The sequence below is a fragment of the uncultured Hymenobacter sp. genome (assembly GCF_964242765.1).
Classification (GTDB): Bacteria; Bacteroidota; Bacteroidia; order Cytophagales; family Hymenobacteraceae; genus Hymenobacter.
This window is the reverse complement of record NZ_CAXTBM010000021.1, coordinates 65,314-91,763: the sequence shown is the minus strand read 5'-3', so window position 1 is coordinate 91,763 and position 26,450 is coordinate 65,314. Positions and strand designations below refer to the sequence as shown.

At 54.7% G+C, this 26,450-nt stretch carries 21 protein-coding genes, 1 tRNA gene and 1 pseudogene; 10 read left to right on the top strand and 13 right to left on the bottom strand.

Annotated elements, in window-relative coordinates; genetic code table 11:
• Positions 1–281, top strand: a pseudogene (locus tag ACFE7X_RS11315) (TldD/PmbA family protein); the annotation flags it as partial.
• Between the two features lie 158 nt (positions 282–439).
• A complete protein-coding gene (locus tag ACFE7X_RS11310) occupies positions 440–1,765 on the top strand; it encodes a TldD/PmbA family protein (protein WP_375435772.1) in 1,326 nt (441 codons plus the stop codon).
• A 74-nt stretch (positions 1,766–1,839) separates the two neighbouring features.
• Here the strand turns inward: ACFE7X_RS11310 and ACFE7X_RS11305 are convergent, their stop codons facing one another.
• Together ACFE7X_RS11305 and ACFE7X_RS11300 are read right to left on the bottom strand one after the other, a co-directional pair.
• The gene (locus tag ACFE7X_RS11305) at positions 1,840–2,502 is read right to left on the bottom strand and encodes a porin family protein (RefSeq protein ID WP_375435771.1); all 663 of its coding nucleotides are present in this window, start codon (positions 2,500–2,502) and stop codon (positions 1,840–1,842) included.
• Between the two features lie 79 nt (positions 2,503–2,581).
• Complete coding sequence (locus tag ACFE7X_RS11300; protein WP_375435770.1) at positions 2,582–3,199, bottom strand: porin family protein; 618 nt, start codon at positions 3,197–3,199, stop codon at positions 2,582–2,584.
• 225 nt (positions 3,200–3,424) lie between these two features.
• Here ACFE7X_RS11300 and ACFE7X_RS11295 point away from each other — a divergent pair, with 225 nt between their 5' ends.
• A complete protein-coding gene (locus tag ACFE7X_RS11295; RefSeq protein ID WP_375435769.1) occupies positions 3,425–4,048 on the top strand; it encodes a DUF4159 domain-containing protein in 624 nt (207 codons plus the stop codon).
• Positions 4,049–4,226: 178 nt separating this feature from the next.
• On the opposite strand, the gene ACFE7X_RS11290 is transcribed toward ACFE7X_RS11295, so the two are convergent.
• Together ACFE7X_RS11290 and eat are read right to left on the bottom strand one after the other, a co-directional pair.
• Positions 4,227–5,615: an ethanolamine ammonia-lyase subunit EutB gene (locus ACFE7X_RS11290; protein ID WP_375435768.1), complete on the bottom strand. Its 1,389-nt coding sequence runs from the start codon at positions 5,613–5,615 to the stop codon at positions 4,227–4,229.
• 142 nt (positions 5,616–5,757) lie between these two features.
• Positions 5,758–7,086, bottom strand: a complete 1,329-nt coding sequence (eat, locus tag ACFE7X_RS11285) for an ethanolamine permease (RefSeq protein WP_375435767.1) — start codon at positions 7,084–7,086, stop codon at positions 5,758–5,760.
• Positions 7,087–7,515: 429 nt separating this feature from the next.
• Between eat and ACFE7X_RS11280 the strand changes: the two genes are divergently transcribed.
• A complete protein-coding gene (locus ACFE7X_RS11280) occupies positions 7,516–7,977 on the top strand; it encodes a cold-shock protein (RefSeq protein WP_375435766.1) in 462 nt (153 codons plus the stop codon).
• Between the two features lie 174 nt (positions 7,978–8,151).
• Here the strand turns inward: ACFE7X_RS11280 and ACFE7X_RS11275 are convergent, their stop codons facing one another.
• Positions 8,152–9,282: a putative sensor domain DACNV-containing protein gene (locus ACFE7X_RS11275; RefSeq protein WP_375435765.1), complete on the bottom strand. Its 1,131-nt coding sequence runs from the start codon at positions 9,280–9,282 to the stop codon at positions 8,152–8,154.
• Between the two features lie 293 nt (positions 9,283–9,575).
• Here ACFE7X_RS11275 and ACFE7X_RS11270 point away from each other — a divergent pair, with 293 nt between their 5' ends.
• Positions 9,576–10,430, top strand: a complete 855-nt coding sequence (locus ACFE7X_RS11270) for a DUF5694 domain-containing protein (RefSeq protein WP_375435764.1) — start codon at positions 9,576–9,578, stop codon at positions 10,428–10,430.
• A 127-nt stretch (positions 10,431–10,557) separates the two neighbouring features.
• Here the strand turns inward: ACFE7X_RS11270 and ACFE7X_RS11265 are convergent.
• From ACFE7X_RS11265 to ACFE7X_RS11250, 4 genes are all read right to left on the bottom strand, one after another.
• Positions 10,558–10,631: transfer RNA gene (locus tag ACFE7X_RS11265), tRNA-Asp, on the bottom strand.
• Between the two features lie 291 nt (positions 10,632–10,922).
• Positions 10,923–11,258 (bottom strand): hypothetical protein, encoded by a 336-nt coding sequence (locus ACFE7X_RS11260; protein WP_375435763.1) that lies wholly within the window; start codon positions 11,256–11,258, stop codon positions 10,923–10,925.
• 280 nt (positions 11,259–11,538) lie between these two features.
• Entirely contained in the window at positions 11,539–11,976 is a 438-nt protein-coding gene (locus ACFE7X_RS11255; protein ID WP_375435762.1) for a hypothetical protein, read from the bottom strand.
• Between the two features lie 114 nt (positions 11,977–12,090).
• Complete coding sequence (locus tag ACFE7X_RS11250) at positions 12,091–12,633, bottom strand: DUF1697 domain-containing protein (protein ID WP_375435761.1); 543 nt, start codon at positions 12,631–12,633, stop codon at positions 12,091–12,093.
• 49 nt (positions 12,634–12,682) lie between these two features.
• On the opposite strand from ACFE7X_RS11250, the gene ACFE7X_RS11245 reads away from it, so the two are divergent.
• Complete coding sequence (locus tag ACFE7X_RS11245; RefSeq protein WP_375435760.1) at positions 12,683–12,841, top strand: hypothetical protein; 159 nt, start codon at positions 12,683–12,685, stop codon at positions 12,839–12,841.
• Positions 12,842–13,179: 338 nt separating this feature from the next.
• Positions 13,180–13,722, top strand: a complete 543-nt coding sequence (locus ACFE7X_RS11240; protein ID WP_375435759.1) for a hypothetical protein — start codon at positions 13,180–13,182, stop codon at positions 13,720–13,722.
• A gap of 116 nt (positions 13,723–13,838) precedes the next feature.
• On the opposite strand, the gene lpdA is transcribed toward ACFE7X_RS11240, so the two are convergent.
• Both lpdA and ACFE7X_RS11230 read right to left on the bottom strand, forming a co-directional pair.
• Complete coding sequence (gene lpdA, locus ACFE7X_RS11235; RefSeq protein WP_375435758.1) at positions 13,839–15,245, bottom strand: dihydrolipoyl dehydrogenase; 1,407 nt, start codon at positions 15,243–15,245, stop codon at positions 13,839–13,841.
• A gap of 178 nt (positions 15,246–15,423) precedes the next feature.
• Positions 15,424–17,079 (bottom strand): M1 family metallopeptidase, encoded by a 1,656-nt coding sequence (locus tag ACFE7X_RS11230; RefSeq protein ID WP_375435757.1) that lies wholly within the window; start codon positions 17,077–17,079, stop codon positions 15,424–15,426.
• Positions 17,080–17,231: 152 nt separating this feature from the next.
• Here ACFE7X_RS11230 and ACFE7X_RS11225 point away from each other — a divergent pair, with 152 nt between their 5' ends.
• The 3 genes from ACFE7X_RS11225 (at position 17,232) to ACFE7X_RS11215 (ending at position 21,474) form a co-directional block, all read left to right on the top strand.
• Positions 17,232–18,152: an EamA family transporter gene (locus ACFE7X_RS11225; RefSeq protein ID WP_375435756.1), complete on the top strand. Its 921-nt coding sequence runs from the start codon at positions 17,232–17,234 to the stop codon at positions 18,150–18,152.
• Between the two features lie 89 nt (positions 18,153–18,241).
• On the top strand, positions 18,242–20,920 hold the full coding sequence (locus tag ACFE7X_RS11220) for a glycogen debranching protein (protein ID WP_375435755.1): 2,679 nt from the start codon (positions 18,242–18,244) through the stop codon (positions 20,918–20,920).
• Positions 20,921–21,084: 164 nt separating this feature from the next.
• A complete protein-coding gene (locus ACFE7X_RS11215) occupies positions 21,085–21,474 on the top strand; it encodes a group III truncated hemoglobin (protein ID WP_375435754.1) in 390 nt (129 codons plus the stop codon).
• A 165-nt stretch (positions 21,475–21,639) separates the two neighbouring features.
• Here the strand turns inward: ACFE7X_RS11215 and odhB are convergent, their stop codons facing one another.
• Together odhB and ACFE7X_RS11205 are read right to left on the bottom strand one after the other, a co-directional pair.
• Positions 21,640–23,370, bottom strand: coding sequence for a 2-oxoglutarate dehydrogenase complex dihydrolipoyllysine-residue succinyltransferase (odhB, locus tag ACFE7X_RS11210; RefSeq protein ID WP_375435753.1), 1,731 nt, complete (start codon positions 23,368–23,370; stop codon positions 21,640–21,642).
• 107 nt (positions 23,371–23,477) lie between these two features.
• Positions 23,478–26,324 (bottom strand): 2-oxoglutarate dehydrogenase E1 component, encoded by a 2,847-nt coding sequence (locus ACFE7X_RS11205; RefSeq protein WP_375435752.1) that lies wholly within the window; start codon positions 26,322–26,324, stop codon positions 23,478–23,480.
• Positions 26,325–26,450 lie beyond the last annotated feature (126 nt).

Below are 26,450 nucleotides of genomic sequence, written 5' to 3'. Positions count from 1 at the left end.
TCGATCAGCAGCGCTACAACTTTCAGTTCGGCGGGCAGGTGTTCTACGCCATCGACAAAGGCAAGATTACGGGCATGCTCGAAGACGTGGCCTACCAAGCCAACACGCAAGAGTTTTGGAACTCGTGCGCCGGCTCCTGCGACCAGTCCGACTATCGGCTCATGGGTACTTTCTTCGACGGCAAAGGTCAGCCGGAGCAGATTTCCGCCGTGAGCCACGGCTCGGCTACCACCCGCTTCAATGGCGTCAACGTCATCAACACAGCACGGAAAATCGGCTAGTTGCCTATCTAGGCTGTCATTTTGAGCGGAGCGAGGAATCTGGAATAGCTGATCAATGGGTTTAACCAGATTCCTTCTGCGTCGGAATGACAGGCAAGAGCAGCTTACTCCGCATCAACTAGCAACAAGCCAGCAATACATAATCAGCACATCACCTCATGGCAATACTTTCCCAAAACGAAGCGCAGGCCATCCTCAAGAAGGTTTTGAGCTTCAGCACGGCTGATGAGTGCGCGGGCCAGCTCAATGGCCGCACCACCGGCAACATTCGCTACGCCCGCAACAACGTGAGTACCGCCGGCTCGTCCGACAACGTGAGCTTGGCGGTGGAAGCGCGGTTCGGCAAACGCTCGGGCGTGGCCACCTGCAACCAGTTCGACGATGCCACCCTGCGCCGCTGCGTGCAGCGGGCCGAAGAAATTGCCAAACTGGCGCCCGAGGACCCCGAATACATGCCCATGCTCGGGCCGCAGCAGTTCCTCACGCCCGTTACCTACACTGCTGCCACGGCCGGCATCACCGCCGACTTCCGCGCCCAGGTGGCCGCCGACAGCATTGCTCTGTGCGAAGCCCGCAAGCTCACGGCGGCTGGCTACCTCGAAGACGGTCCGAACTTCGTGGCCATCCGCAACAACAAAGGCTTGGAAGGCTACCAGCAGTTCACGCAACTGAATTATTCGGTAACCGTGCGCACCGCCGACGGTACTGGCTCGGGCTACGCCGTGGCCGACTACACCGACGTAGCTAAGTTCAACGCCAAGACGCTTACCAGCATTGCCGCCACCAAAGCCGCCGGCTCGGTAGCGGCCAAGGCCATCGAGCCCGGCAAGTACACCGTTATTTTGGAGCCCGCCGCCCTCGTTTCCGACGAAGGCGTTCTGAACCGCCTGATGTACGCCCTCGATGCCCGCGAAGCCGACGAAGGCCGCAGCTTCCTCAGCAAAAAAGGTGGCGGCAACAAGCTCGGCGAAAAGCTCTTCGACCCGCGCATTACCATCTATTCCGATCCGCTCAACGCCACGGCTCCCGGCCGCGTGTTCGACGGCGACGGACTGCCCGTGAAGCGCATGACCTGGGTGGAGAAAGGCGTGATGAAGAACCTCTACTATTCCCGTTATTGGGCCGAGAAAAGCAAGAAGCCAGCTACGGCTTTCCCGAGTGGCTGGATTATGGAAGGCGGCACCCAAAGCGTCGATGACCTTGTCAAAGGCACGGCAAAAGGCATCCTCGTTACGCGCCTCTGGTACATCCGCGACGTCGATCCGCAGACGCTCCTCGTCACCGGCCTCACCCGCGACGGAACGTTCTATATCGAGAACGGCAAGATCAAACACCCCATCAAAAACATGCGCTTCAACGAAAGCCCAGTCATCATGCTCAACAACATCGAGGCCATGGGCAAACCGGTGCGACTGGGCGGCAACATGGTCCCGCCCTTGAAGATTCGGGATTTCACGTTCACCAGCTTATCGGATGCGGTGTAGCGGAAGTTGACGAGCAGCAAAAAGCCCTGTCTGGTTTGCAGACAGGGCTTTTTGTTGCTCGTTAATAGCAAACTCTACTTACCTCCGAAAACGTAGCCTAGCGAAAATTCTAGCACCCGGTTATGCAGGCCACCGAAACCATAGGCTTCGCGCGCCGCCTTTTCTTGTTCGTTGTTGTTGATATCGGTAAGGCCATAGTTCAGACGAGCAGCTACAAGCAGGCCGTTCTTTAGATCTGCGCCAAGCCCGCCACACAAGCCGATGTCTCCTTTATAGTCTTCCTTGACATCTAAGTTTTCGGTTTTGAAGCCGCTCCCGTTGGAACCAGAGGAATATCCTACTTGGCCATCCTGCCGGGCTGCCAGCAACAAGCCAAATTGTGGCCCTAGCTGAATATTAAAAACGTCGCCCAAGTAGATCTTCACCAGGATGGGAAGATTCAAGTAAGAAAGCTTGGTTTTGTTTTCGAGCGTTATACCTCCCCCGACCGGAATTTTATTGTCGGAGCCCTGCTGCGAGTACACTAGTTCGGGTTGAATGGCAATATGCTTGGAAGGCCGCAACCGCAGCACTCCTCCTATATGTATTCCCGGTTTGAAATTTGCTCCCTGATTGACGGTGCCATCGAGAACGGCCAAGCTCAACCCTGTTTTCACCCCAACTTGAACGCCCGTTTGCGCCCAACCAGTTGCCGCACAGCCCAACAAAACACCTAGTAATAGAATAGTTTTTTTCATGAATGATAGAAGAGAAAAAGAAATGCCGTGCAAGCAAATAAATCGCAACAGCAGTCCCAAAACTCCTCTGTATCATCCACTATTTACCAAATTTAATACCCACAAAGGCTTGAATAACACGGTTTTTCAGGCGTGGGTCGTTGGCGCCGTTCAGGTCGTCTACGTCGTTGATGTTGTTGATACCAGCCGTGTAGCGGGCGCCGATGATGACGCTCCCAAGTTCGAGGCCGGCGCCGGCAGCCAGGGCAAAATCGTTCTTTTTGTAGTTGTTGTCGGCGGTGCGGTCGACGGGGCCGTAGCCATCGGCTGCGCTGATGCGGAGCGTACCGTTTTCGCGGGCACCCAGCAACACGCCGAATTGTGGGCCGGCTTCGGCGTACACGGGGCCTACTTTCACATGGGCCAGCACCGGAATGTTGAGGTAGTGCAGCTTGGAATCGTAGTTGGCAACGGCTGATTTGAACTGTGAGCCTTGCAGGGAGTACAGCACTTCGGGTTGGATAGACAACGGGCCTACTATGGGCAGCCGCAGGAAGGCGCCGACGTGGTAGGTGGTTTTATAGTCGGTGTCCATGTTGATGTTTTGGCCGTCGAGCACGGCGTTGTTGACGCCAGCTTTGATACCAAATTGAGCTTGAGTTTGGCTGGCACCAGCCAACAGCAAGAAAAGTAGGGCAAGAATTCGCAGAGGTTTCATGGTAGGGAAGCAAGATTAGTTATACATAAAACCAGTAAACGCAAATTCATTGCCAGACCCATATGCTGGCGGCAACAAGTTTTCAACTTGAGTGTCAGACTCATGCGTTTCACGGCTTTTTTACGGCCAGCAATTCACTTTCTCCTCTTCAAGCCACCTACCTCATTTATTTTTGTCTGTTATTGGCTACGGCTAGTAGTCCTGTCCTCCACCTTATCGCCTTGCATGCCTGTTCCTTTCACTTTCGTGCGTCTGCAATACCGCTCCGGCGACTGGGATGGCGTAGACGAGCGGATGCCGACCAACCTGCTACACTCGCTGATTCAGTACACCAAAATACCCGTCAACCAGAAAGAGCAAGTGGTGGCGCTGGACTCGCCGGAGTTGTTTCGGCACCCCTTCTGCTACCTATCGGGGCATCGCCTGGTGCAGTTTTCGGCGCAGGAAAAGACGAACTTCACGCAGTACGTGCGCAACGGCGGTTTCGTATTCGTTGATGACTGCAACCATGACATCGACGGCCTGTTTGCCCGCTCGTTCGAGGAGCAGATGCGGCAGTGCTTTGGCGCTGGTGCCCTGAAGAAAATTCCCAAGACCCACGTCATCTACTCTCAGTTTTTCAAGTTCCCCGACGGCCCACCACCCACCTCCTTCGAACTCAATGGCTGGGGCGACGACCTGGTGCACGACTACTCGAAAGGCATCGAAATCAATGGCCGCCTCGGCGTGCTCTACTCCAACAAAGACTACGGCTGCGAGTGGGACTACGACTTCCGCAACAAGCGCTTCCTAGCCGAAGACAACACCAAATTTGGCGTCAACATCTTGCTATACGCACTGACGGCATAGCATGTCAACCCGTGGACCGATGTAGAGACGCCATACTTGGCGTCTCGTCGTTGAACGGCCGAAACTGCACCTAGCTAAACAACCTCAGCCACGACGGGACGCCAAGTGTGGCGTCTCTACATCGGTCGCGCACAAGAATTTATTGGCAATTAGTGTAGTTTCTGGACTGCTGTACATATTACCGAAATGCCTGGGGCAGCTTCTCTAGTAGTAACGGTTGCAGCGGCGCAGGCAACAGCTTGCCTTGCGCATCGAATACGCCGAGTTGTTGCAGCCATGCCTCAAACTCCGGGGCGGGGCGCAAACCGAGCACGCTTCGGAGGTAGATGGCATCGTGGAAGGACGTGGACTGGTAGTTGAGCATAATATCATCGGCGCCGGGCACGCCCATGATGAAATTGCAGCCGGCCACGCCGAGCAGCGTGAGCAGGGTGTCCATGTCGTCCTGGTCGGCTTCGGCGTGGTTGGTGTAGCAGATGTCCATGCCCATGGGGAGACCCAGGAGCTTGCCGCAGAAATGGTCTTCCAGCGCCGCCCGGATGATTTGCTTACCGTCGTAGAGGTATTCGGGACCGATAAAACCGACTACGGAATTAACTAACAGCGGCCGGAAACGGCGGGCTACGGCGTAGGCGCGGGCTTCGCAGGTTTGCTGGTCGAGGCCGTGGTGCGCGTTGGCGCTGAGGGCGCTGCCCTGGCCGGTTTCAAAGTACATAACGTGCTGGCCCACCGTGCCCCGGTTCAAACTGAGCGTGGCTTGCCAAGCTTCATCGAGCAGGGCCAAGTTGATACCGAAGCTGGCATTGGCCGCCTCAGTACCGGCAACACTCTGAAACGTCAGGTCTACCGGGGCTTGCTGCCGCACCAGTTCCAGCGTAGTTGTGATGTGGCAAAGCACGCAGGACTGCGTAGGAATGGCATATTGCTGCCGAATGGCGTCGAGCATTTCCAGCAGATTACGGACTGCGGCGGGGCTATCGGTGGCGGGGTTAATGCCGATAACGGCGTCGCCGCTGCCGTAGAGCAAGCCGTCGAGCAGGCTGGCGGCAATGCCGCGGGCGTCGTCGGTGGGGTGGTTGGGCTGAAGGCGAGTAGCTAAGTGGCCGCGCAAGCCCAGCGTGTTGCGGAACTGCGTTATCACTTCGCACTTGCGGGCTACGGCAATCAACTCCTGGTTGCGCATCAGCTTGCTAACGGCGGCTACCATTTCGGGCGTCAGACCGGGGGCGAGTTGCTGGAGCGTACGCGTATCGGTGGTATCGGTCAGCAGCCAGTCGCGCAGCTGCCCCACCGTGAAGTGGCTGACGGGTGCAAACGCGGCGGCATCGTGCGTGTCGATGATCAGGCGCGTTACTTCGTCCTGCTCGTAAGGAATAAGCACCTCGTGGAGAAAATTGCGTAAAGGCACATCAGCCAGCGTAAGCTGAGCGGCTACTCGCTCCTCGTAGGTATCGGCCGCTACCCCCGCCAGCCCGTCGCCCGACCGGAGCGGCGAGGCCCTGGCCAGGAGCGTCTTCAGGTCGGCGAACTGATAAACCCGATTGCGGATGGTGTGGTGGTAAGCCATAAGGAGCAGAGCCTAATAACTGCAAATTGTAAAAACGACTAGAACGTCATACTGCGCTTGCGCAGCATCTCACTAGTCCGATAATTACTTTTCCGGCATCACAGCATGCAGGATGCTTCACAAGCGCAGCATAACGTTCTATCTAACTGCTCTCTTGTGTTGATACTATCGCACTAGGCTTCGCAAAACCTAGCCCTACATAGAGACCTAGTAACAACGCTAAGCCTGCGAAGAATATCAAGCTTAGCAGCCAATTATAATACACAATAGCTCCCAAGCTCACCATCGATAAGATGGTGGCAATCAAAGGAAACCAGGGATAAAACGGGGTAACAAACGGCCGAACTAAATTCGGCTCTTTCCGCCGCAGCACAAACAGGCTAAGCAAACTCGTTAGGTACATCAGCACTGCCCCCAATACCGACAGGATGATGAGCTTGTCGGTGGTACCCGTCAGCAGCGAAACGCACCCCACTACCCCACCGGCCACCAAAGCCCAATGCGGCGTTTGGAACTGCGGGTTGACGCGGGCCAAAAAGCTCGGTAGGTAGCCGCTGCGCGCCAGCGCAAATACTTGCCGTGAATACCCGATGATGGTGCCGTGAAACGAGGCCACTAAGCCAAACAAACCGATGCTAGCAAACACCTTGGTCCAGGGGCTTCCTTTGCCCAGCGCATAGCTCAAGGCTTCGGGCAGTGGGTAGTCGATGCCACTGAGCCGGTGCCAATTGGTGACCCCGCCGGTCAGCACCATCACGCCCAGGGCCAGGAAAACCAGCGTGACCAGCCCGTAGGTGTAGCCAATCGGAATAGTGCGCTGAGGGTCCTGCACTTCTTCGGCTACCATCGCTACGCCCTCGATGGCCAAGTAAAACCAGATGGCAAAGGGCAAGGCCGCAAATACCCCCGCCGCCCCAAACGGCAGGGGGTCGGCGAGAAAGTTGCTGGCCTTGAAATGCGGCGCTACCAGGCCCATAAACAGCAATAGCTCGGCCACGGCCAGCAAAGTCACCACCAACGAAAACAGCGCCGACTCTTTGATACCCAGCAGATTGATACCGATAAACAGCACGTAGCTACCCAGCGCCGTTGCCAGCACGGGCACGCTCGGATACAGGAAATGCACGTAGCTACCCAGGGCAAAGGCAATGGCGGGCGGCGCAAACAGAAACTCCACCAGCGTCGCATAGCCTGCCACAAACCCTCCCACTGGTCCCAAGGCACGGTGCGCGTACGCAAACGGTCCGCCAGCCTGCGGAATGGCCGTCGTCAGTTCGGTGAAACTGAAAATGAACGTGACGTAGAGCACCGTAATCAGGAGGGTGGCTATCAGAAACCCAACCGTACCCGACACGGCCCAGCCGTAGTTCCAGCCGAAGTATTCACCGGAAATAACCAGTCCCACCGCAATAGCCCACAGGTGCAACGGCTTCAACACTTTCTTTAAGGCAGGCGGCGGAGCATCGTTCATACAGTAGGCTAAGTGAAAAGCTAAACCCTTAACATAGCGCTAATTGCGCGAAATCATTTGTTTCTGCCAGCTTGCGAGCTGTTTCCATCGGATTCGTACTGCGACAACAGAATCGCCTGCTCGAAACCGACAATAACAGGTACCAGGGCGCTTCCGAAAACGGCTAGCAAATGGCCGCTCTGTGCGCTAAAGAATGTAAAAGCTCGCTCACTGATGGCAGGCAGTAACTTGAACATCAAGGTGGTAGTGTCGATGGCGTTAGCCAAGGCACAGGCCAGGCACTGGAGGCTGCCTCTCTTCTTGGTTTTCAGGTGGTGCACTTCTTATTGGCACTGAACTTTAGCCCATCCTTGACTGTAATACTCTATACTATATTCCAAATGCTTAACTTTATCAGTGAAAGCACTCAGACCAAACAACTAAACACACATGGGGAAATCCCAAGCAAGCTTCGGCAAGAAGGAGAACGAGAAAAAGCGCCAGAAGAAAAAGATGGACAAGGAGGAGCGCAAAGAAGAGCGCCAGGCTACTGCCAAGAAAGGGCAGAACCTGGACGAGATGCTCGCCTATGTAGACGAAAATGGCAACATCTCAACCACTCCCCCCGATCCGACCAAGAAAAAGGAAATCAAGGTCGAAGATGTCCGCATCGGGGCACTAAAGCAGGAAGACCAGGAGCAGGACGATCCGATCCGCAAGGGTACGGTTACGTTCTTCAACGACTCCAAGGGCTACGGCTTCATCAAAGACCAGCAAACGCAGGAAAGCGTTTTTGTGCATGCCAACAGTCTTGGGGGCATTACGATAAAGGAAAACGACAAAGTAACTTTCGAAGTGGAAATGGGCCAGAAAGGTCCTAGCGCTGTCGGGGTGAAAAAGGCAACCGAGTAAATCGGGGCACCAACAAAAAGCGGCGACAACTCTTCGGAGCTGCCGCCGCTTTGCATTTGTACTCGTCAGTATAAACGCCGCCGTGCGTCCGCTCAGCAGAAGGGCCTGCAGGCAATTTCCCTTCTCTACTTGATCTGGATGAGGCAGCGCGCAAAATTTGCTGCGCAGGTAAGGCTACAACAGCAGCACGTCGATGCGGTGGGCGTGCACCATTTCAAGCGTAGTGGACCAGGCAAACACCGTGAAGTAGCCGTCTTGGGAAGCGACAAGTGCCAGCGCATCGCGCTGGTCGTACACGAACTGGGCAGCGGCCAAGTGGCGGGTACCGCCGTTTTGGGCCGGGTGCAGATACCGAGCTACACTATCAACTACGGGCTCCGTTATGACCATTTTATCGACAGGCACGCTGGTTTCGGCGCGGGCCACTTTCACCCCGAAGGCCAACAAGTGATAATCGCGGGTGATGACGGTGGCGCCATCCACAGCCGTAAAGCCGCCCACAATCCCGATGGCGCGTTGAATATCCTCGCGCCACTTCCACTTGGCCTGCTCCTGCTGCCGCCCCTCCGCAATACCCATGTAGGCGGGTAGCACAGGGTAGGTAATAGGCTTCACTATAGACTCCTGCCACTGCGTGGAATTGGGTGGCACCACCAGCACCAAGCCACCCCGGCCGTGGGCCCGCATTGCGGTTGCCAGCTCGCCCAGCACGTTGTCGGTTTCGCCGGCGGTGGTAGGCAGGCTGCGGCCCGGCAAAAAAGCCTGTAGCGCCGGGCAGTCGTCCATGGCGGCGCTTTCCCCATCAACGAGTTGGAGCTGGTCGCCGCGCAGGATAGCCACGTTCACGAACTTCCCGAAACCATCGGCACGGCGATGCTTTACCACGAGCAGGCCGGGCTCTATTACTTCTATTACCAAGCACAGCGGTGGAATACCAGTGGCGGTGCCCCATACATAAAGGCCTTGCTCATCGTGCCACACCCCCAAATGAATACCGGGTAGCTCTACAGCAGGCGCCAGCTTAAGCAGGTTGTACGGGATAAGGCGGCGCTTACTAAACACCACTGGCTGCGTGGCTTGCTCCGGCTCGAGCAGTGCCAGCGAAATCTTAGGTGGGTGCCCCTCTTCACGGCGCAAACTCGCCCAGAAGGCGGCATCAATCATTACTTCCACTAGGTGCACCGACGGTGGCGAGGCCAACAGGCTGGTATTGTGCGCGGTGGCCGCTTCGTGGTGGCGGGCAAAGTGGGTTTCAATCATGGGAGCGACTACACGGGCCGCCAGGTAGGTTGGTTCAGAAAGCATAACCGGCAAGTACGGAGCTTTTGCGGTTGGATGCTACTTCTTTGTACCCGCGTGGATCGGTGGGTGCTACTGCCACAACGCAGTGCTTCATTGCTGCACTGCGTCCGGTTGCCACAGTATGCGCCGCTTTACTTTACACGGGCAACGGTAGTAAGCTAGATGGTATCATGCGTAGGGAAGTAGGCCGTACCGCTGCTTTGGTGTAGCTTCCGGCGCCTGGCCCGCCTGTCGTTGCCCGCACTAGGCTAGCAGTTTACATCCGCATTCTTGCTTAATTCTCCACCACTTCCCACATGAAAAAAGTTTTTCTCGTTCTACTGTTCTTGTATTCCGCCACAGCAAGCTTTGCCCAAACCAAACAAGCCGAGCTGCTATTGATTGGCACCTTCCACTTTCATAATCCGGGGGCAGACTTGGCGAAAATCAAAACCTTCGACGTACTGACGCCAAAAGTGCAGAGCGAGCTGGAAACCATCACCAACAAGATCAACCAGTTTGCGCCCGACAAAATATTCGTAGAGTGGGCCTGGGACGACCAAACCGGCCTCGATGAGCTCTACACGCAGTACCTCAGTGGCAAGTACGAGGAATACGTCATGGTCAAGTACACAAATCCGAAAGGGAGAGACTTTTATCTGAAAAACGAAATTATTCAGCTAGGCTTCAGGGCAGGCAAAAAAGCTAAGCTGACCAAGATTTACGCCCTCGACTACAACAAAACGGCTTTCCCCTACGACAGCGTGATGAAGGCAATGAAGGAAGCTCACCAAGAAGCGTTGATTAAGGGCATAGAAGGCAATTTGAAAGCGCTGGAAACCAACCTAAACAGGAAAATAGAAACCTACACCCTAACCCAACTCCTGCTCGACCTCAACACCAAGGAAGATCTTGCTTCCAATAAAGCCTTCTATATCGATAGATTGAACAGAGCCGGAACTACCAGCAATTTCGCCGGACCGTATCTGGTGTCGGAATGGTATCGGCGCAACCTGTACATGTATTCGCTGGTGCAGAAAACGGTAGAGCCCTCCGATGACAAGGTGATGGTGCTGGCCGGCTCCGGTCATGCCGCTATGATGAAAGAGTTCATCGAGCTAGATAACCGATTCAGGGTGCAAGAGCTGAAAAACGTCTTGAAAAGCAAATAGCTAGGATTGCGAAGCTCGTACGGCTAACAAAGTAACCCCAACCAATCTGCCGGTGATGCCATAAAAAAGCCCCTTAGTTTGTGCTAAGGGGCTTTTTAAGCTTTCAAGCAATTTCTTGCTTTTGAAGCGGTCCGGACGGGACTCGAACCCGCGACCTCCGCCGTGACAGGGCGGCATTCTAACCGACTGAACTACCGAACCAGTTGCTCGAGCGGAGCACAAGTGCTTTTCGCTAAAGTGCTGCAAAGGTAAGGGGGATTTTGATACTCACAAGAAAAACAGCTCCTGCAAGGCAGAAAAGCTTCTTTTACCTCTTGACGACCAAGCCATACGCCTGGCATCTACTTTCATTGTGCTAACTAGCAAGGCATTATAAACGTATGGTGCAGGGCCCTCGCCGGGAAAGGTACAGGCTGTGCCAAGCAACTGCCCGCCAAACTCACGATAATCAACACTAGCGGCAGACACCGAAGCTGCTACTAGTTTTGCGCGTTAATCTGGAATGTGCTTGCTCTTTTTGCTCCGGTGTGAAGCTTTTCTTGGCGCAGGCACTTGAGGCTCCTCCTCATCCGTGAGCTTGGCCAGCGTAGCCTCGGCTGCTGTAGCATCGGGGGAGGCGTCGGTTGCGGGACCTGCGGCGGCTTGCTTTTTCGCCAAATACGTGAGCCCAGCCGCCAGCAGGGCCACCCCGCCTACTACTTTTTGACCCGTGCTCAGCTTGGTAAGTTGCTTGGTGACTTTGCGAAATTTCTTGAGCGATACTGCCGCTTCATCAAGCAAGTCGTTCGACTGATTGCCTTTCTTTGAGTGCTTCTTGTCCTTAGCCATGATAGTGTAGAGAAACATGAAAAAATAGGTCTGCTCCAAGAGCAATGCCTTTCAACACCTTTGCCCCTGCGGGTTCGTTATTCGCAAGCTTTGCCGTTAAGGTTTCCTTTTCCACATACTGCTTTTTTATCGTTGCTGCGCGACTCAGGTATTACACTTGAGCTTATTAGCAACATATATATGCTCCACTTGCGGCAAATTCAAGCGCAAATGAAGTGGACTTTCGCTGCTCCACTTCCCCAAGGGCTTGCGGCAGAACTCAAGCTTCCTTGGTCACTGCTCATTGGGTAAAGCAGTCTGTCTGGTGGCTTTGATTCCGGTTTATCCACATCCGTAGCGCAACACCAAGCACCACCAACCCCCAGGCTCCAATACAAGTCAGGGCCCCAATCAATAAGCTAGTTAGCTCCCCAAACTCATACCTCATCTGGCGGGTACGCATAAAATGCAATGCAATAGCCAAAAAGTATAATGACCAGTATTGTATGTAGATATAAAAGGTAACGGACAGCGTGAAAAGCGTTGCTACCGTAGTTTTCTTCTTGAACAACACTGCCGATAGCATCATAAAGCAGGCATAAAGTCCGGCGCCAATCAGTATTCCTCCTATCCCTCCTTGCAATAAGAATACCGCCTTCACCTCCTTCTCGCCAGCCTGTGCAAGCACCGGCCAAAAGAGGCAACTACCGGTTACGATACCTCCGAGCAGATTTTTCATTCGCTATCTGTGAGTAAAGACCCAAGACCATATCTAAATGATATTGAAGCTTTTACGTTAGTAAGGCGCGATTATTCTATGCAGATTGCTCTACGCTCGATGGCGTTGGGCAAATCAAGATTTCTTGGCAGCTTCTAGGATTTTGGCGGCTGTATGGAAGAAACGGGTGGTGGTCTGGCGGCCGAGTGTCTTGTCTAAGAAGGTCATAGAAGCTGGCGGCCGGCCTTCTATGATGTACCACACCACAAAGGCTTCCTGGTCGGTGAGGGAAACAATTTCCATATCTGCTTTGGGCGAAAACAGTGGCAATTCTAGCCCAACCGGCGCGGGCTCAGCCAGAAACATCACACACAGCCGCATATCATTGGTGACGGCTAGGTGACCAAAGGGATTGAGGGTCAGCAGTTGTTCTAATTCCGCTACACTGCGCAGAAACACCGATACGCGGTATCCTAACGTCTGCTGCAAGTGCTGCTCGATCCGGGCGGTGAGTTGGGCGCGGTTTTGCTCTTCAGTTTCGAAAAACACATTGCCACTCTGAATGTAGGTGCGCACATTGCTCAAGCCCAACTCTGTGAAAAGACGGCGCAATACGTCCATCGTTACGCGGTGGCCACCCACGTTGATACCACGCAGGAAGGCAATATAGGTCGTCATGCAAAAGCAGCTTGGAAGGTGAAGGTTCTGACAGCCAAGCTACGAAACCATGACTCACGTTCGCATTATCCTGTGCGGAGTGCGCGACTACATCAACCCGCGCTACCTCGCGCGCAAGCACACCTTCTCCCTGTATACCATCGAGGGCGACATGGAGGACCCAAGCAAGCTACTGGAAGACGAAAGCATCACCATCCAAGGTCAGTAGTACCAAGTGCTGAAGGATAGATTTAAGCTAGTACAGAAGACGCAGGGTTGCTTTAATCATTATTGCCGTGCGCTGCTAGACTAACCCATCCGTTTTCTATTAGCTCTGAGAACCTGTCAGTTCAGCATCAGTACTAGCAAAAGAAATAATGTAAACTCAGTGCTAATACTGATGCAATAATTCCATATTAAAAATAATATTGCATATCGCTCCTACACTCTCACAAGAATTGTTAATACACAGGCAAGCTTGACAATTAATACAATCATTAATTCCTCACCTTACTTTTAAATCAAATTACCTATTACAAAGCTATATAAGTCACAATAACAGAAATCATGTGCAACTTTAACACACCCGAAGAGTTTGACAAGCGTCAATTATTTTCAGAAGAATTACGCTTTGTATATGATAAACATTTAGATCTATTTAATGTAAGACGAGAACATGAATGGAGGGTTTTTTTTGGCATGATAACGCTAATCGGACTTTCCAGTGCCGCTTTACTCAACTACTATGTCGTTTTAACTACTTTCCAGAAGGCTCTATGGTCAGCAGGCTTGACCGTATTGTTCATTGTCCACGGTCTCTATCAGTCGGGGATACAGCGTCGTAACAGAATAGACCGTATAGTAATGGATGAGGTTACTAGGCATATATGTTCCTTAATGAACTTGGATAAAACTTGCTATTTAAGGTTAGCCGTAGATGCTAATGCAGAAGGTGATTCAGTTCAATCAGGAACAGCAATACCGGGTCCCTGGTATAGTTCCCGATACATATGGGCATTTGTTCTACAAAATGTTACAGTGTTAATTATTTGTATTTTCTCCCTTTTAGTTGCTTGGGATGGAATAAAAAATCAAACACCTATAAAGTAATCTACGGTAGTTAGCACTAACTATCCGCAATAATTAAGATAAAACTATTAGCCATATAAAAGCGGCTGAAGATATTAATCTTCAGCCGCTTTACGCTTATGCCTTTAGGCGCGCTATTACATATGAATTGCGCGGTTCTCGGTGGCAGCTAGGCAGGCTTCCTTCATAGCTTCGGCGTAGGTGGGGTGGGCGTGGCTCATGCGAGCTACATCCTCGGCGGAGGCGCGGAATTCCATGGCCGTTACGGCTTCGGCAATGAGGTCGGCGATGCGCGGACCGATCATGTGCACACCCAGGATTTCGTCGGTTTCCTTGTCGGCCAGCACTTTCACGAAACCGTCGAGGTCCATGGAGGCGCGGGCGCGGCCGGAGGCCCGGAAGGGGAAGTTGCCGGTTTTGTAGGCCTTGCCTTGCTCTTTTAGCTGCTCTTCGGTGTAGCCCACGCCAGCCACTTCGGGCCAGGTGTACACCACGCCAGGAATGAGCAGGTAGTTGATGTGCGGCTTCTGACCCACAATGGTTTCGGCCACATATACGCCTTCTTCCTCGGCCTTGTGGGCCAGCATAGCGCCCCGAATCACGTCGCCGATGGCGTAGATGCCGGGCACGTTGGTTTGCAGGTGTTCATCGACCTTGATGCGACCCCGCTCTTCCATGGCCACGCCGGCCACTTCTAGGTTCAGGCCCGCGGTGTAGGGCACGCGGCCCACAGCCACCAGGCAGTAGTCGCCTTCAAATTTCACTTCCTCGCCTTTGGGGTTGGTAGCGGTTACGGTCACGGCGTCGCCCTCGCGGGTAGCGCCGGTTACTTTATGACTCAGAAAAAACTCGATGCCGATTTTACCCAGGATGCGCTTCAACTCTTTGCCAAGGGCGCGATCCATGGTCGGAATCAGCGAATCCATGAATTCGATGACGCTCACTTTGGCGCCGAGACGAGCATAGACCGACGCCATTTCCAGCCCGATTACGCCGCCGCCAATCACCATCATGTGCTTGGGCACTTCCCGGATGTTCAGGGCCTCGGTGCTGGTGATGATGCGCTGCTTGTCCTGCTGAATGAAGGGCAGCACGGTGGGCTTGGAGCCAGTGGCAATGATGACGTTTTTGGTTTCGATTTGCTGCTCCTCACCGCCCGCCGTAGGCTGAATCTTGAGGTGATTTTTATCGACAAACGAACCGACGCCCTTCAAAACGTCGATCTTATTTTTCTTCATCAGGAACGCAATACCGTCAACATTAGCCTTCACGACGCCGTTTTTGCGGTCTATCATCTGGTTCATGTTCACCTGCAAGTCGCTCAGCTCGATGCCATGCTCCTTGAAGGTGGAGTGGGCATTGTGGTAGTGCTCGGTTGAGTCGAGGAGAGCTTTGCTGGGAATGCAGCCCACATTCAGGCAAGTGCCGCCTAGCGTGTCGTATTTCTCGATGAGGGCCGTTTTGAGGCCAAGCTGGGCGCAGCGGATAGCCGCTACATAACCGCCGGGCCCGGAGCCGATAACGGTAACGTCGTATTGGTTCATACTCAGAAGGTGAGTTCGGTGGAAATCAACGGCCACGAAGGTACGAACGGCAAGGTTGTGAACTTGCGAAATTGTGAGATAGGCGTTTCTGAGTCAGTGGAGCGTCTAAAACCAGCTTTTAACGTCTTAAACGAGCTTGCGAATTCGCCTCTCTTAATGGACTACGTCTGCCGAAACGCTACTCCACTAACACGCCGACGAAGTAGTTGAACGTATCTACCTCGATATTTTCCTTGGTCAAGCCTGGCACGTCTATGACTTGAAAGCTGGTAGTAGGCGCAATAAAGCGGTACTCGCCGCCTTTGGTACGTACGCGAACCGGCATATCGAAACCAGGCACGTCGGCTATCCAACGGGCCAGCACTTTGCCATCCTCGAACCGCAGTTCCAGGGTTGGCACGCCCGGATGGCGCAGGTATTGGTCGAAGATGCGGGTTAGGTCGCGGCCGCTTTGCCGGTTGATATACCCAACTATTTGCTCGGTAGTGACGGTTTGGTGGTAGAAGGTTTGGGAGAGGCCGCGCAGAATCTGCCGCCACTTGGCGTCGTCGTTGATAACCGTGCGAACCATGTTGAGCAGGTTGCTGCCCTTGTCGTACATGTCGCCGGAGCCTTCCTTGTTCACGTTGTAGGGCCCGATGATGGGGCCGTCGTTGCGGGTGTTGCGCCGCTGGCCGTGGATGTACTCCTGGCCCGCCTGCTTGCCGAACTGGCCTTCCACAAACAACGCTTCCGAGTAGGTGGTGAAACTCTCGTGCACCCACATATCGGCAATGTCCCGGGAAGTGATGTTGTTGCCAAACCACTCGTGGCCGCTTTCGTGGATGATGATGAAGTCCCACTTCAAGCCCCAGCCGCTATTCGAGCGGTCCTTGCCCAGGTAGCCGTTCAGGTACTTGTTGCCGTAGGCTACGGCGCTCTGGTGCTCCATGCCCAGGTGCGGAGCATCGACCAGCTTGTAGCCATCTTCGTAGAAGGGGTACGGACCAAACCAAGACTCCATACTCTTCAGCATGGGCTTCACATTGGCCGCGAACTGCTTTTTAGCCTTCTCCAAATTTTCGGGAAGCACCCAGTAGTCCAAAGTCAGCTTGCCTTTCTCCCCGCCGTAGGTGTCGCTGAAGTGGGTGTAGTCGCCCACGTTGAGGGCCACGTCGTAGTTGTTGATGGGGTTGCCAACAAACCAGTCGAAACGGGTGTAGCCGTCCTTTAGCGCGGTGGTTTTGCGCAAGCGGCCGTTTGACACGTCTTTCAGGCCCTTCGGCACCGAAACACTGATTTGCATGCTATCCACTTCGTCGGCTTGGTGGTCTTTGGTGGGCCACCAGATGCTGGCGCCCACTCCCTGGCAGGCCGTAGCTACCCAGGGCTTGCCTTTGGCGTCCTGGGTGAAAACCAAGCCCCCGTCCCAGGGCGCGTGTTGGGCCACGGTGGGCTGGCCGGAGTAGTACACCGTAAACTCGCCGCGGCTCCCCTTGCGAACAGGCGCCGGAAACGTCAGAAACACCGCATTAGCTTCGCGGGTGTACGGCACCGTTTGGCCCTGGCACTCCACCTTTTCCACGGTTAGGTTGCTAAATAAATCGAACTGGAGGCGGGTGAAGTCCTGGGTGGCCGTGAAGCGAAACAGGTTGGACCCGCGGATGGATTTGCGCGCCACGTCCAGCTTTACATCGAGGTGGTAGTAGTTGATATCGTAGCAAGTGCGCAGCGGCGTGAGAGCTCCGCGCAAGGAGTCGGCGCGGGTGAAGGCGGCCTTGGGCTGCATAAGTTGGGCCGATGTGAAATGGGCTAGGCCCATCAGGCCGGCCAGAAGAAAGTGGAAGTAGCGCACAAGCAAACAGCTGGGGTGTAAAGTAAAGAACGGTATTGCAAGCAAAACGCTGCGTCGCGGCTATCAGGCAGCTACAGCGCCGGCTGTTTCCGCACGATTCAGGTGGTAGAAGCCCCGGTAGGCGGTAAGTTTGCGTGTCTACTCCTTAGTCTATGAATTCCACTTCCGCACCTTCCCGTGCTTCGGTGCTGCTGGCTTTTGCGGCCGTGTACCTCATCTGGGGCTCCACTTACCTAGGTATCCGATTCGCTATCGACTCTATTCCGCCGTTGCTGATGGCGGGCACCCGTTACGCGCTGGCGGGGGCTTTGCTCTACGGGTTTATGCGCTGGCGCGGCGAGCCTGCCCCTACTCTAAATGGCTGGTGGAAGGCCCTCGTTATTGGCATCTGCCTGCTCGGGTTCGGCAACGGTGGCGTAACGCTCGGCGAGCAGTACATTCCCTCGGGGCTGGCGGCGCTGCTAGTAGCTACGGTGCCCATGTTTCTGGCGCTGCTAGGCTGGTGGAGCGGCACCGCGGCGCGGCCCACATGGTGGGTAGCGGTAGGCTTAGCGTGCGGACTAGGGGGCGTGTACTTGCTGGCCCGCACACCCGGCGCCAGCCACGTGGCCCTGCCAGGGCATGAGACGCTGGGCATCAGTCTGGTGCTGATAGCCGCTTTTTTGTGGGCTATTGGCTCGCTGTACTCGAAAAAAAATCAGCCGAGTTCCTCGCCTTTTCTGTCGGGCGGTATGCAAATGCTGTGCGGCGGCTTGCTGATGCTCGCGGTTGGGCTTTTGCGCGGGGAGGCCACGGGCTTCGAGCTGGCGCAAGTCACGCCGAAGTCGTGGTTGGCGTATGGGTACTTGGTTTCCGTTGGGTCGATTGTGGCTTTCACGGCTTACATCTGGCTGCTGCGGGTGGTGGAGCCAGCGCTGGCAGGCACGTACGCCTTTGTGAATCCGGTGGTAGCGGTGTTGCTGGGGTGGGCCTTTGCCGGCGAAGCACTGAACCCCCAAATGCTACTTGGCGCTGCCTTGATTGTGGTGGCCGTGGCGCTGGTGGTGCTTGGCGGCCGAAAAGCCAAGGTCTAGCCTTAAACGAAACTGTCCCTTGACGTACGTGCCTCTCTTGTTTTCCGCCCGTTTTCAACTTACGCCTGGCCTGCTAGGCGCTTATTATCATGGCGAAATCACCCTCCCCTCCTTCCGCATCAACTAAGCTACCAACGTCGGCCCCCGTGTGGCAGTCGGCCGCTTACACGCTTTATCGGGACTGTTTGGTACAGGGCCAGTACACGGCGCGGGCTTTGTCGCGCACCGAGTTGACGTCTGATTACCAGAGCCCGATTAACAAGTTTCAGAGCCCGCAGGTGATTTTCAAGTTCAGCTTGAACGGCGAGGACAACGAAATGCCGCCGGGCCAGGACCATTTGTTTGTGGTGGTGCCCAACGCCGACGGCGCTTTACTTGAGACGCCCCTTCTTGTGTTTGGGCAGCCGTACAAGAATGAAACGGCCGTACCCCACGATACTTACCTCACCTCTGCTACATACCTAAAAATCAGGCTGGACATGCGGCCGGTGCTGGCGGCCTTCAATAGTCAAGGTTTCTACACCTTATATAATGGGCAAAGACTTTATAAGGACGATTTCAAACAGGTATTTGTAGCGGGCAATACGCCGCCACTGAGCTGGAACTTCAGTACCCTTATCGACACGCCGCAACTGGAGCTACATGACCCCGACGGCAACGGAATCTTCGAAACCACTGTGCAATTATTTGCAGCTGCCAACACGAAAACCACCGTTGCTCAGTGGAAGCAAAACCTCGACGTATCCGGATTTCCGCAGTACACTTCCGACTATCCGTTGCTTGATGCTCTTTACAACCTAGCCTTGGAAGAAGCCAAGCGCGCCGTAGAGCCCGACGGCACGTTCCGCACCGGCCAGGAGTGGGCCGGCGTCTGGACCCGCGACATCAGCTACAGCATCATTCTGGCCCAGGCAGCACTGCAACCCGAAGTAGCCAAAACCAGCTTACTGCGCAAGGTTACCGCGCAGGGTCGCATCATTCAAGACACCGGTACTGGCGGCGCCTATCCCTGCTCCACCGACCGAGTTATCTGGGCCACGGCCGCCTGGGAAATCTACCTGACCACCGGTGACGAACACTGGCTGAAGCAGGTGTATCCCCTTGTCAAGCAGTCGGTGGAAGACGATCAGTGGAATGCCTACAACCCCGCAACGGGCCTCGTGCGCGGCGAATCTTCGTTTCTGGATTGGCGCGAGCAGACTTACCCGAAGTGGATGCAGCCCGCCGACATCTACCAGTCGGAAAGCTTAGGCACCAACGCTGTTCATTTTCAAGCGAATATAGTGCTAGCGCTGATGGCTGAAAAGCTGGGTGATACCGAGGCCGCTATCCGACATCGGGCGCAGGCAGAAACTATCAAAGCAGGCATCAACCAAAACCTGTGGCTGCCCGAGAAAGGCTACTATGGGCAGTACCACTACGGCCGCACCTACCCTGTACTGTCGCCACGAGCTGAAGCTTTGGGGGAAGCGCTGACGGTGCTGTTCGGAATAGCCGATACAGAGCGCAACCAATCAGTGGTGGCTTGCACGCCGGTGATGGAGTACGGCATACCGTGCATTTACCCCCAGATTGCGGGGGTTCCGCCGTACCATAATAACGCGGTGTGGCCTTTTGTGCAGAGCTATTGGGGCTTGGCCGCGGCCAAAGCGGGCAACGAAACCGCGTTTCTGGAAAGCATAGCCGCCGTGGCCCGGCCTGCGGCGTTGTTTCAAACCAACAAGGAAAACTTCGTGGCCAGCAACGGAGACTTTGCCGGTACGCAAGTGAACAGCAACGTGATGCTGTGGAGTATTTCGGGGGCGCTAGGGCTGGTCTACAAAGGCTTGTTTGGCATGGATTTTCAAGCGGATGGTGTAGCGTTCCGGCCGTTTGTACCGCAGGCGCTGCAAGGCCAACGGCGCCTGACGGGCTTCCACTACCGGCAAGCAACGCTGGATATCGAGTTGCAAGGCTTTGGCAACGTGGTCCGCACTATCATGCTCGATGGCCACCCGCTACCCAATGCCACCGTACCTGCTAGCCTCACGGGCCAGCACACCGTTTCCATAGTGTTAAACTGCGAAGTGCCGCCGGTTGCTGGTCAAAACAAGGTTGCTTGCCACGCTTCACCCCTGACGCCGGTCGTAACCTATGCCGCTGGCCGCTTGGTTTGGGATGCGGTGGAAGGCGCCCACGTGTATCAGGTGCTGCGCAATGGGCAGGTGGCAGGCCGCACCACCGAAATTAGTTTTCCGATTCCCACTCCTGCTGTTTACACCGAGTACCAAGTACTAGCGGTAGATGCGCAAGGCTTCGAGAGTTTTGCCAGTGAGCCTCTGCCTATAGCACCAGATGAAATCCGGTACACCTTTAAGCTTGAAGCAAGCAATCTAAACTCAAACAAGACCTCCTATGGCTATTCAGATGACGGGTTCGTGGAAACCAGTACCACCATGAATCAGAGTGTAGTAGCCCGTGTGACGGTGCCTGCTACCGACCTGTACGCCGTGGATTTTCGCTATGCCAATGGTAACGGCCCCGTTAGTACCAGTAACAAATGCGCCATCCGCACACTGCGCAATGGTCCTCAATTCCTCGGTACTATAGTGCTACCGCAACGCGGAGACAACGAGTGGGCGGATTGGGGCTTCACTAATTCAATTTTGGTACACTTGGCGCAGGGCACGCATTCACTATTCCTCAGCTTAGAATCAGCCAACGAAAACATGAACTGCGAAGTGAATGGAGCACTGTTGGATTATATAAGGCTAACTAAAATAAACTAAGAGTAGTCACTAATTTTTTAATATATCAATAAGCTGATGCATTTAAACGAAAATAAGGCGTATCTAATTGGATTGTAAAATTTCAATAAAATATATTAGCGAAATCACAGCAACCTGCGTAAATTCGCTACGTATCTGGTATCCCAATTTATCCTTACCTGCCCATGAAGCACTCTGCTACTTTACACGACATTCAGACGGAAGGCGATATTAAAACGCTCGTGGATACGCTATGCTTTAAAGCCACCAACGATACGCTGCTTGGTGCTAGCTTCGGAGCCGCAGCGCGTATTCATTGGCCGCATTATCTTACCACCCAATATCATTACTGGAGCAGCACGCTACTTGGAAAAGGCCAGTCGGGCGGCGAGCCGCTGCCTGAGCAGGTGGTGCTACCGCGCAGTGGTGCCCACGTCGAGCACTGGCTGCAACTGTTTTCCACCACTGTAGAAGAACATTTTGCTGGCACCAAAGCAGAAGAAGCAAAGCAGGTAGCCCGCCAAATGGCCACTCGTTTAGGCATCCTCCGCTCACGAGAGCTACCAGTCGATTAGCTGGATTGCTAATCAGCTAGCTAGTTATAATGTATATATTCAGCACAGTACTGGCTGACAACGAATAACACAGTTTCCACAAAGTCCTTCCCTTCCAACTTCCTACCAACAGAAAGGCTCCTTGCGCTATGCAAGGAGCCTTTTTTGTGTTCTTGAAGCAGCAACCTAAACGCCCAGTAGCAGGCGGGTTGGGTCTTCGAGTAATTCTTTCACGCGCACCAAGAACGATACCGACTCGCGCCCGTCGATAATGCGGTGGTCGTAGCTCAAAGCCAAGTACATCATCGGACGAATCACCACTTGGCCGTTTTCCGCCACGGGACGCTGCACGATGTTGTGCATGCCCAGGATAGCCGATTGAGGAGCATTAATGATGGGTGTGCTCATCATCGAGCCGAACACCCCACCATTCGTGATGGTGAAAGTTCCTCCCGTCATTTGCTCGATGGTTAGCTTGTTGTCACGAGCCAGCGTAGCAAGACGTACCACCTCCTTCTCGATACCCTCAAAGGACAGTTCTTCCGCGTTGCGAATAATTGGCACCACCAACCCTTTCGGGGCTGATACGGCAATGCTGATGTCGCAGAAGTCGTTGAACACGATGTCGGTGCCATCAATCTGCGCATTCACAGAAGGCCACTCCTTCAGAGCCACGCACACAGCCTTGGTGAAAAATGACATAAAGCCTAAGCCCACGCCGTTTTTCTCCTTGAACTTGTCTTTGAACTTGGTACGCAAGTCCATGATGGGCTGCATGTTCACCTCGTTGAACGTGGTGAGCATAGCCGTTTCGTTTTTTACCGATACCAAGCGGCGGGCCACCGTTTTGCGTAGGTTGCTCATCCGCTCGCGGCGCTGGTTGCGGTTGCCGGAGGCCGGCTGAGTTGCTGCTACTGGCTTGGCAGCAGGAGCAGAACTGGAAGCTACTGGAGCAGCAATTGGGGCCGGAGCGGCCGGACGAGCCTGTGCATTTTGCGCATCCTCTTTGGTGATGCGGCCATCGCGCCCCGTACCTTGCACGTCAGTGGCATTGATGCCTTTCTCGCCAAGGATTTTGCCAGCCGCCGGCGAAGGCGTGCCCGTGGCGTAGCTTGTAGTGGAAGCCGAAGTAGCTGGGGCCGCCGGAGCAGCCTGTGTAGCAACTGGGGCCGGCGCAGGAGTTGCCGCTGGGGCACCACTGCCGCCCTCAATGCGGGCAATAGTAGCCCCGATACCAATTGTTTCGCCTTCTTTGGCGGCATGGCGCAAAGTGCCGGTGCCTTCCGCTGGCAACTCAAATGTGGCTTTGTCTGATTCTAGCTCGGCAATTATTTCGTCGCGTTGCACTTGGGCTCCGTCTTCTTTCAGCCACTTAGCCACAGTTACCTCCGTAATCGATTCGCCTACGGCCGGAATCTTCATTTCCACTGTGGCGCTACTGCTACTCGCAGTTGGAGCCGAGGCAGTTGCAGCAACTGGCGCAGCACTCGGAGCTGAAGTCACTGTTGGCGTATCCGCCGAGCCCGACTGCGAGCCGCCGTAGCCGCTTTGGTTGCTGGCCGCCGGGTTTTCCTCGCCTTGGCTTACCGGGTCAGCTGAAGGCTGGGGTGGAGCTGCCGGGGCTGCTTGTGCGGTTGAAGGGGCCGGAGCCGCAGACGCTGCTGCGCCGTTGGATGCTGCACCATCCCCGCCAATATCCGCAATAACGGTTCCTATGCCAATGGTTTCTCCTTCCGCCACGCGGATTTTGAGAATACCATCCGTTTCAGCAGGTAGCTCAAACGTGGCTTTGTCGGACTCTAGCTCGGCAATGACTTCATCGCGCTTCACTGAGTCACCGTCCTGCTTCAGCCATTTGGCAATAGTTACTTCGGTGATGGACTCGCCGACAGCGGGGATTTTGATTTCCAGACCCATGAGTGGGATATTGAGAGTTTCGGTGGGTACGTTACGCGGATACTACCACCCGCATTTTCTGAACAACTTTTGTTTCTCTGGCGCGACGGCCAACTAGTTAACTTCTACTAGTCCGCCTTCTTGGCGATGGCCACTGCTTCCTTGATAGTTGAGTCGGCTACGGCTTCCCGAGGCTTATCGAAGGCACGCGCAACCAGTTCTTTCTGCTCTTTGATATGCACTTTGTTGTAACCTGTAGCTGGTGAGGCCGAGGGTTTACGCGCAATAACATCTTCCAACTCGCGGCGCATAAAGCGCAGCAGGTAGTTCCAGTAGCCCATGTTTTCAGGCTCTTCCTGTACCCAATACACCTTGGCCTTCGGATACTTCACCAATTCAGCATCCAGTTGCTTTTTCGGGAACGGATGCAACTGCTCCATCCGCACAATAGCCACGTCCGTACGCCCTGTGTTGTGTTGCTCCTCTAGCAAGTCGAAGTATACTTTGCCGGAGCACAGCAGCACCCGCTTCACTTTCTTCGCATCGGCAAACGTGTCGCCGAGCACTTCGCGGAAGCCGCCGCTCGTAAACTCCTCTATCGGCGATACGCACAGCGGATGGCGCAGCATAGACTTCGGCGACATTACTACCAGCGGCTTGCGGAATTCCCAAGTCAACTGACGACGCAACGCGTGGAAGAAGTTGGCCGGCGTGGTCATGTTTGCCACAACGATGTTGTTCTCGGCAGCCAGTTGCAAGAACCGCTCAGGGCGGGCATTGGAGTGCTCGGGGCCTTGGCCTTCGTAGCCGTGGGGCAACAACATTACCACCCCGTTCATACGTTGCCACTTACTTTCCGACGACACAATGAACTGGTCAATCATGGTTTGCGCACCGTTGGCAAAATCCCCAAACTGCGCTTCCCACACCACCAAGGCCGTGGGGTTGGCCATAGCATAGCCAAACTCGAAGCCCAACACGCCGTACTCGCTCAGCAGTGAGTTATAGATATTTAGCTTCTCCTGGCCCTCCCCAATGTGATTGAGCGAGTTGTAAGGCGCCGACGTTTCGGCGTCGTGCAGCACGGCGTGGCGGTGCGAAAACGTACCCCGCTGCACATCCTGGCCGCTCACCCGCACAATATGCTTTTCGGTTAGCAACGAACCATACGCCAGCAATTCGCCCGCGGCCCAGTTCAATATTCGCGTATCGAAGAACATCTTCTTGCGCTCTTCAATTAGCTTTTCGATCTGCTTCAAAGGCCGAAAACCTTCGGGCAGCGTCGTGAGAGCCTTGCCCACCTTTGCCACTACTTCTTCGCTTATCCCCGTTTCCGGCGACTTATCAAAATCCTCGGTCTTACTGCGGCGCAAACTGCGCCACTCGTTTTCAAGGGATTGATAGTTGTAGGGCAGCGGCTTCTGCTTCACCAGATCCAAGCGGGCCTGTAGCGTGTCGCGGAATTCCTTGTCCATTTGAGCAGCCAACTCCGCGTCCACGTCGCCGCGCTGCACGAGCGTGGTATTGTACACCTCGCGCGGATTCTGGTGCTTGCTGATGATGTTATACAGCGTGGGCTGCGTAAACTTGGGCTCGTCCGATTCATTATGACCATGGCGGCGGTAACACACCATATCAATAAAGATATCGGCGTGGAACTGCTGCCGGTACTCGGTGGCTAGGCGCACTGCGAACACCACGGCCTCCGGGTCGTCGCCGTTAACGTGCAGCACTGGCGCGTCAATGATTTTAGCCAGATCAGTGCTGTAAATCGACGAACGAGCGTCCTCGAAATCAGTGGTAAAACCTACTTGGTTGTTGATAACGAAGTGGATAGTACCGCCCGTTTTGTAGCCTTCCAACTGCGACATCTGCGTCACTTCGAAGCCGATGCCCTGACCGGCCAACGCGGCGTCGCCGTGGATGAGGATGGGCAGCATCTTATCGTAGTCGTTGCCGTAGCCGTGGTCGAGCTTGGCGCGCACAAACCCTTCCACCACCGGGTTCACAGCTTCGAGGTGCGAAGGGTTAGGAGCCAGCTTAAGATTGACGGTACGGCCGGCGGCATCTACCTGGCTGCTATAGCCCATGTGGTACTTCACGTCGCCGTCACCCATGGTAAGGTCCGGTACGGCAGTGCCCTCAAATTCCGAGAAAATCTGCTCGTACGTCTTGCCCATGATGTTGGCCAGCACGTTCAGGCGGCCACGGTGGGCCATCCCAATCACCACTTCCTCCACCCCAAGCTCAGCGCCCCGCTGAATGATGGCATCGAGAGCCGGAATCGTGGTTTCGCCGCCTTCCAGCGAGAAACGCTTCTGCCCCAAAAACTTGGTGTGCAAGAAGTTTTCGAATACCACCGCCTCGTTCAGCTTGCTTAGAATGCGCTTTTTGTACTCGGTGCTCGGGTTGAAGCTCAACGAATCCTTCTCTACTTTTTCCCGAAACCAGTCGAGCACCTGCGGGTCGCGGATGTACATGTACTCGAAGCCAATGGTGCCCGTGTACACCTTATCTAGCGCCGCTACAATGTCGCGCAGCTTGGTGTTTGTTCCCAGGCCCAGCACTTCGCCGTTTTTGAAAACTGTATCCAAATCTGCCTCGCTCAGCCCGAAATCGGTTAGGTCGAGGCGAGCTTTACGGTCCTTGCGCTTACGCACCGGATTGGTATCGGCACGCAAGTGGCCACGGCTCCGATAGGCATGAATCAAGTTGCGTACTTGCGTTTCCTTGTCCGCCGATACGGTATCAACCGACCGAATCTGCTCGGTACCGTTGGTGGAAGCAGGTTGCGTAAGTACCCCTTCGCCTACGGCCTGTGGCACGTCGCCATCGGGATATTGCTGCGAAAAATCAAAGCCCTCAAAAAACTTCCGCCAGCCAAAGTCAACCGCTTCCGGGTCCTTCTTGTACGTCTGGTAGAGTTGGTCGATGTAGTCGCCGTGGGCGTTGGCGATATAAGAATATGCGTCCATGCGGTGGGAGCTGTTGGGTCGGGAGTAAAGATAACAAGTCTGGCAGTGAGGTAAAAACCTGTATTCGGGTACACGAATTTCCCTCTTTATCAACCCCTTACTTTCAGAGTAGACTTGCTGGCTCAA

Coding starts and splice junctions, on each gene's coding strand:
- ACFE7X_RS11250 (WP_375435761.1), bottom strand. CDS start 12,633: ATGACGACCTATATTGCCTTCCTGCGTGGTATCAACGTGGGTGGCCAC.
- ACFE7X_RS11290 (WP_375435768.1), bottom strand. CDS start 5,615: ATGGCTTACCACCACACCATCCGCAATCGGGTTTATCAGTTCGCCGAC.
- ACFE7X_RS11275 (WP_375435765.1), bottom strand. CDS start 9,282: ATGCTTTCTGAACCAACCTACCTGGCGGCCCGTGTAGTCGCTCCCATG.
- ACFE7X_RS11270 (WP_375435764.1), top strand. CDS start 9,576: ATGAAAAAAGTTTTTCTCGTTCTACTGTTCTTGTATTCCGCCACAGCA.
- ACFE7X_RS11300 (WP_375435770.1), bottom strand. CDS start 3,199: ATGAAACCTCTGCGAATTCTTGCCCTACTTTTCTTGCTGTTGGCTGGT.
- ACFE7X_RS11295 (WP_375435769.1), top strand. CDS start 3,425: ATGCCTGTTCCTTTCACTTTCGTGCGTCTGCAATACCGCTCCGGCGAC.
- lpdA (WP_375435758.1), bottom strand. CDS start 15,245: ATGAACCAATACGACGTTACCGTTATCGGCTCCGGGCCCGGCGGTTAT.
- ACFE7X_RS11220 (WP_375435755.1), top strand. CDS start 18,242: ATGGCGAAATCACCCTCCCCTCCTTCCGCATCAACTAAGCTACCAACG.
- ACFE7X_RS11225 (WP_375435756.1), top strand. CDS start 17,232: ATGAATTCCACTTCCGCACCTTCCCGTGCTTCGGTGCTGCTGGCTTTT.
- ACFE7X_RS11305 (WP_375435771.1), bottom strand. CDS start 2,502: ATGAAAAAAACTATTCTATTACTAGGTGTTTTGTTGGGCTGTGCGGCA.
- ACFE7X_RS11205 (WP_375435752.1), bottom strand. CDS start 26,324: ATGGACGCATATTCTTATATCGCCAACGCCCACGGCGACTACATCGAC.
- ACFE7X_RS11280 (WP_375435766.1), top strand. CDS start 7,516: ATGGGGAAATCCCAAGCAAGCTTCGGCAAGAAGGAGAACGAGAAAAAG.
- odhB (WP_375435753.1), bottom strand. CDS start 23,370: ATGGGTCTGGAAATCAAAATCCCCGCTGTCGGCGAGTCCATCACCGAA.
- ACFE7X_RS11255 (WP_375435762.1), bottom strand. CDS start 11,976: ATGAAAAATCTGCTCGGAGGTATCGTAACCGGTAGTTGCCTCTTTTGG.
- ACFE7X_RS11240 (WP_375435759.1), top strand. CDS start 13,180: ATGTGCAACTTTAACACACCCGAAGAGTTTGACAAGCGTCAATTATTT.
- ACFE7X_RS11310 (WP_375435772.1), top strand. CDS start 440: ATGGCAATACTTTCCCAAAACGAAGCGCAGGCCATCCTCAAGAAGGTT.
- eat (WP_375435767.1), bottom strand. CDS start 7,086: ATGAACGATGCTCCGCCGCCTGCCTTAAAGAAAGTGTTGAAGCCGTTG.
- ACFE7X_RS11215 (WP_375435754.1), top strand. CDS start 21,085: ATGAAGCACTCTGCTACTTTACACGACATTCAGACGGAAGGCGATATT.
- ACFE7X_RS11260 (WP_375435763.1), bottom strand. CDS start 11,258: ATGGCTAAGGACAAGAAGCACTCAAAGAAAGGCAATCAGTCGAACGAC.
- ACFE7X_RS11245 (WP_375435760.1), top strand. CDS start 12,683: ATGACTCACGTTCGCATTATCCTGTGCGGAGTGCGCGACTACATCAAC.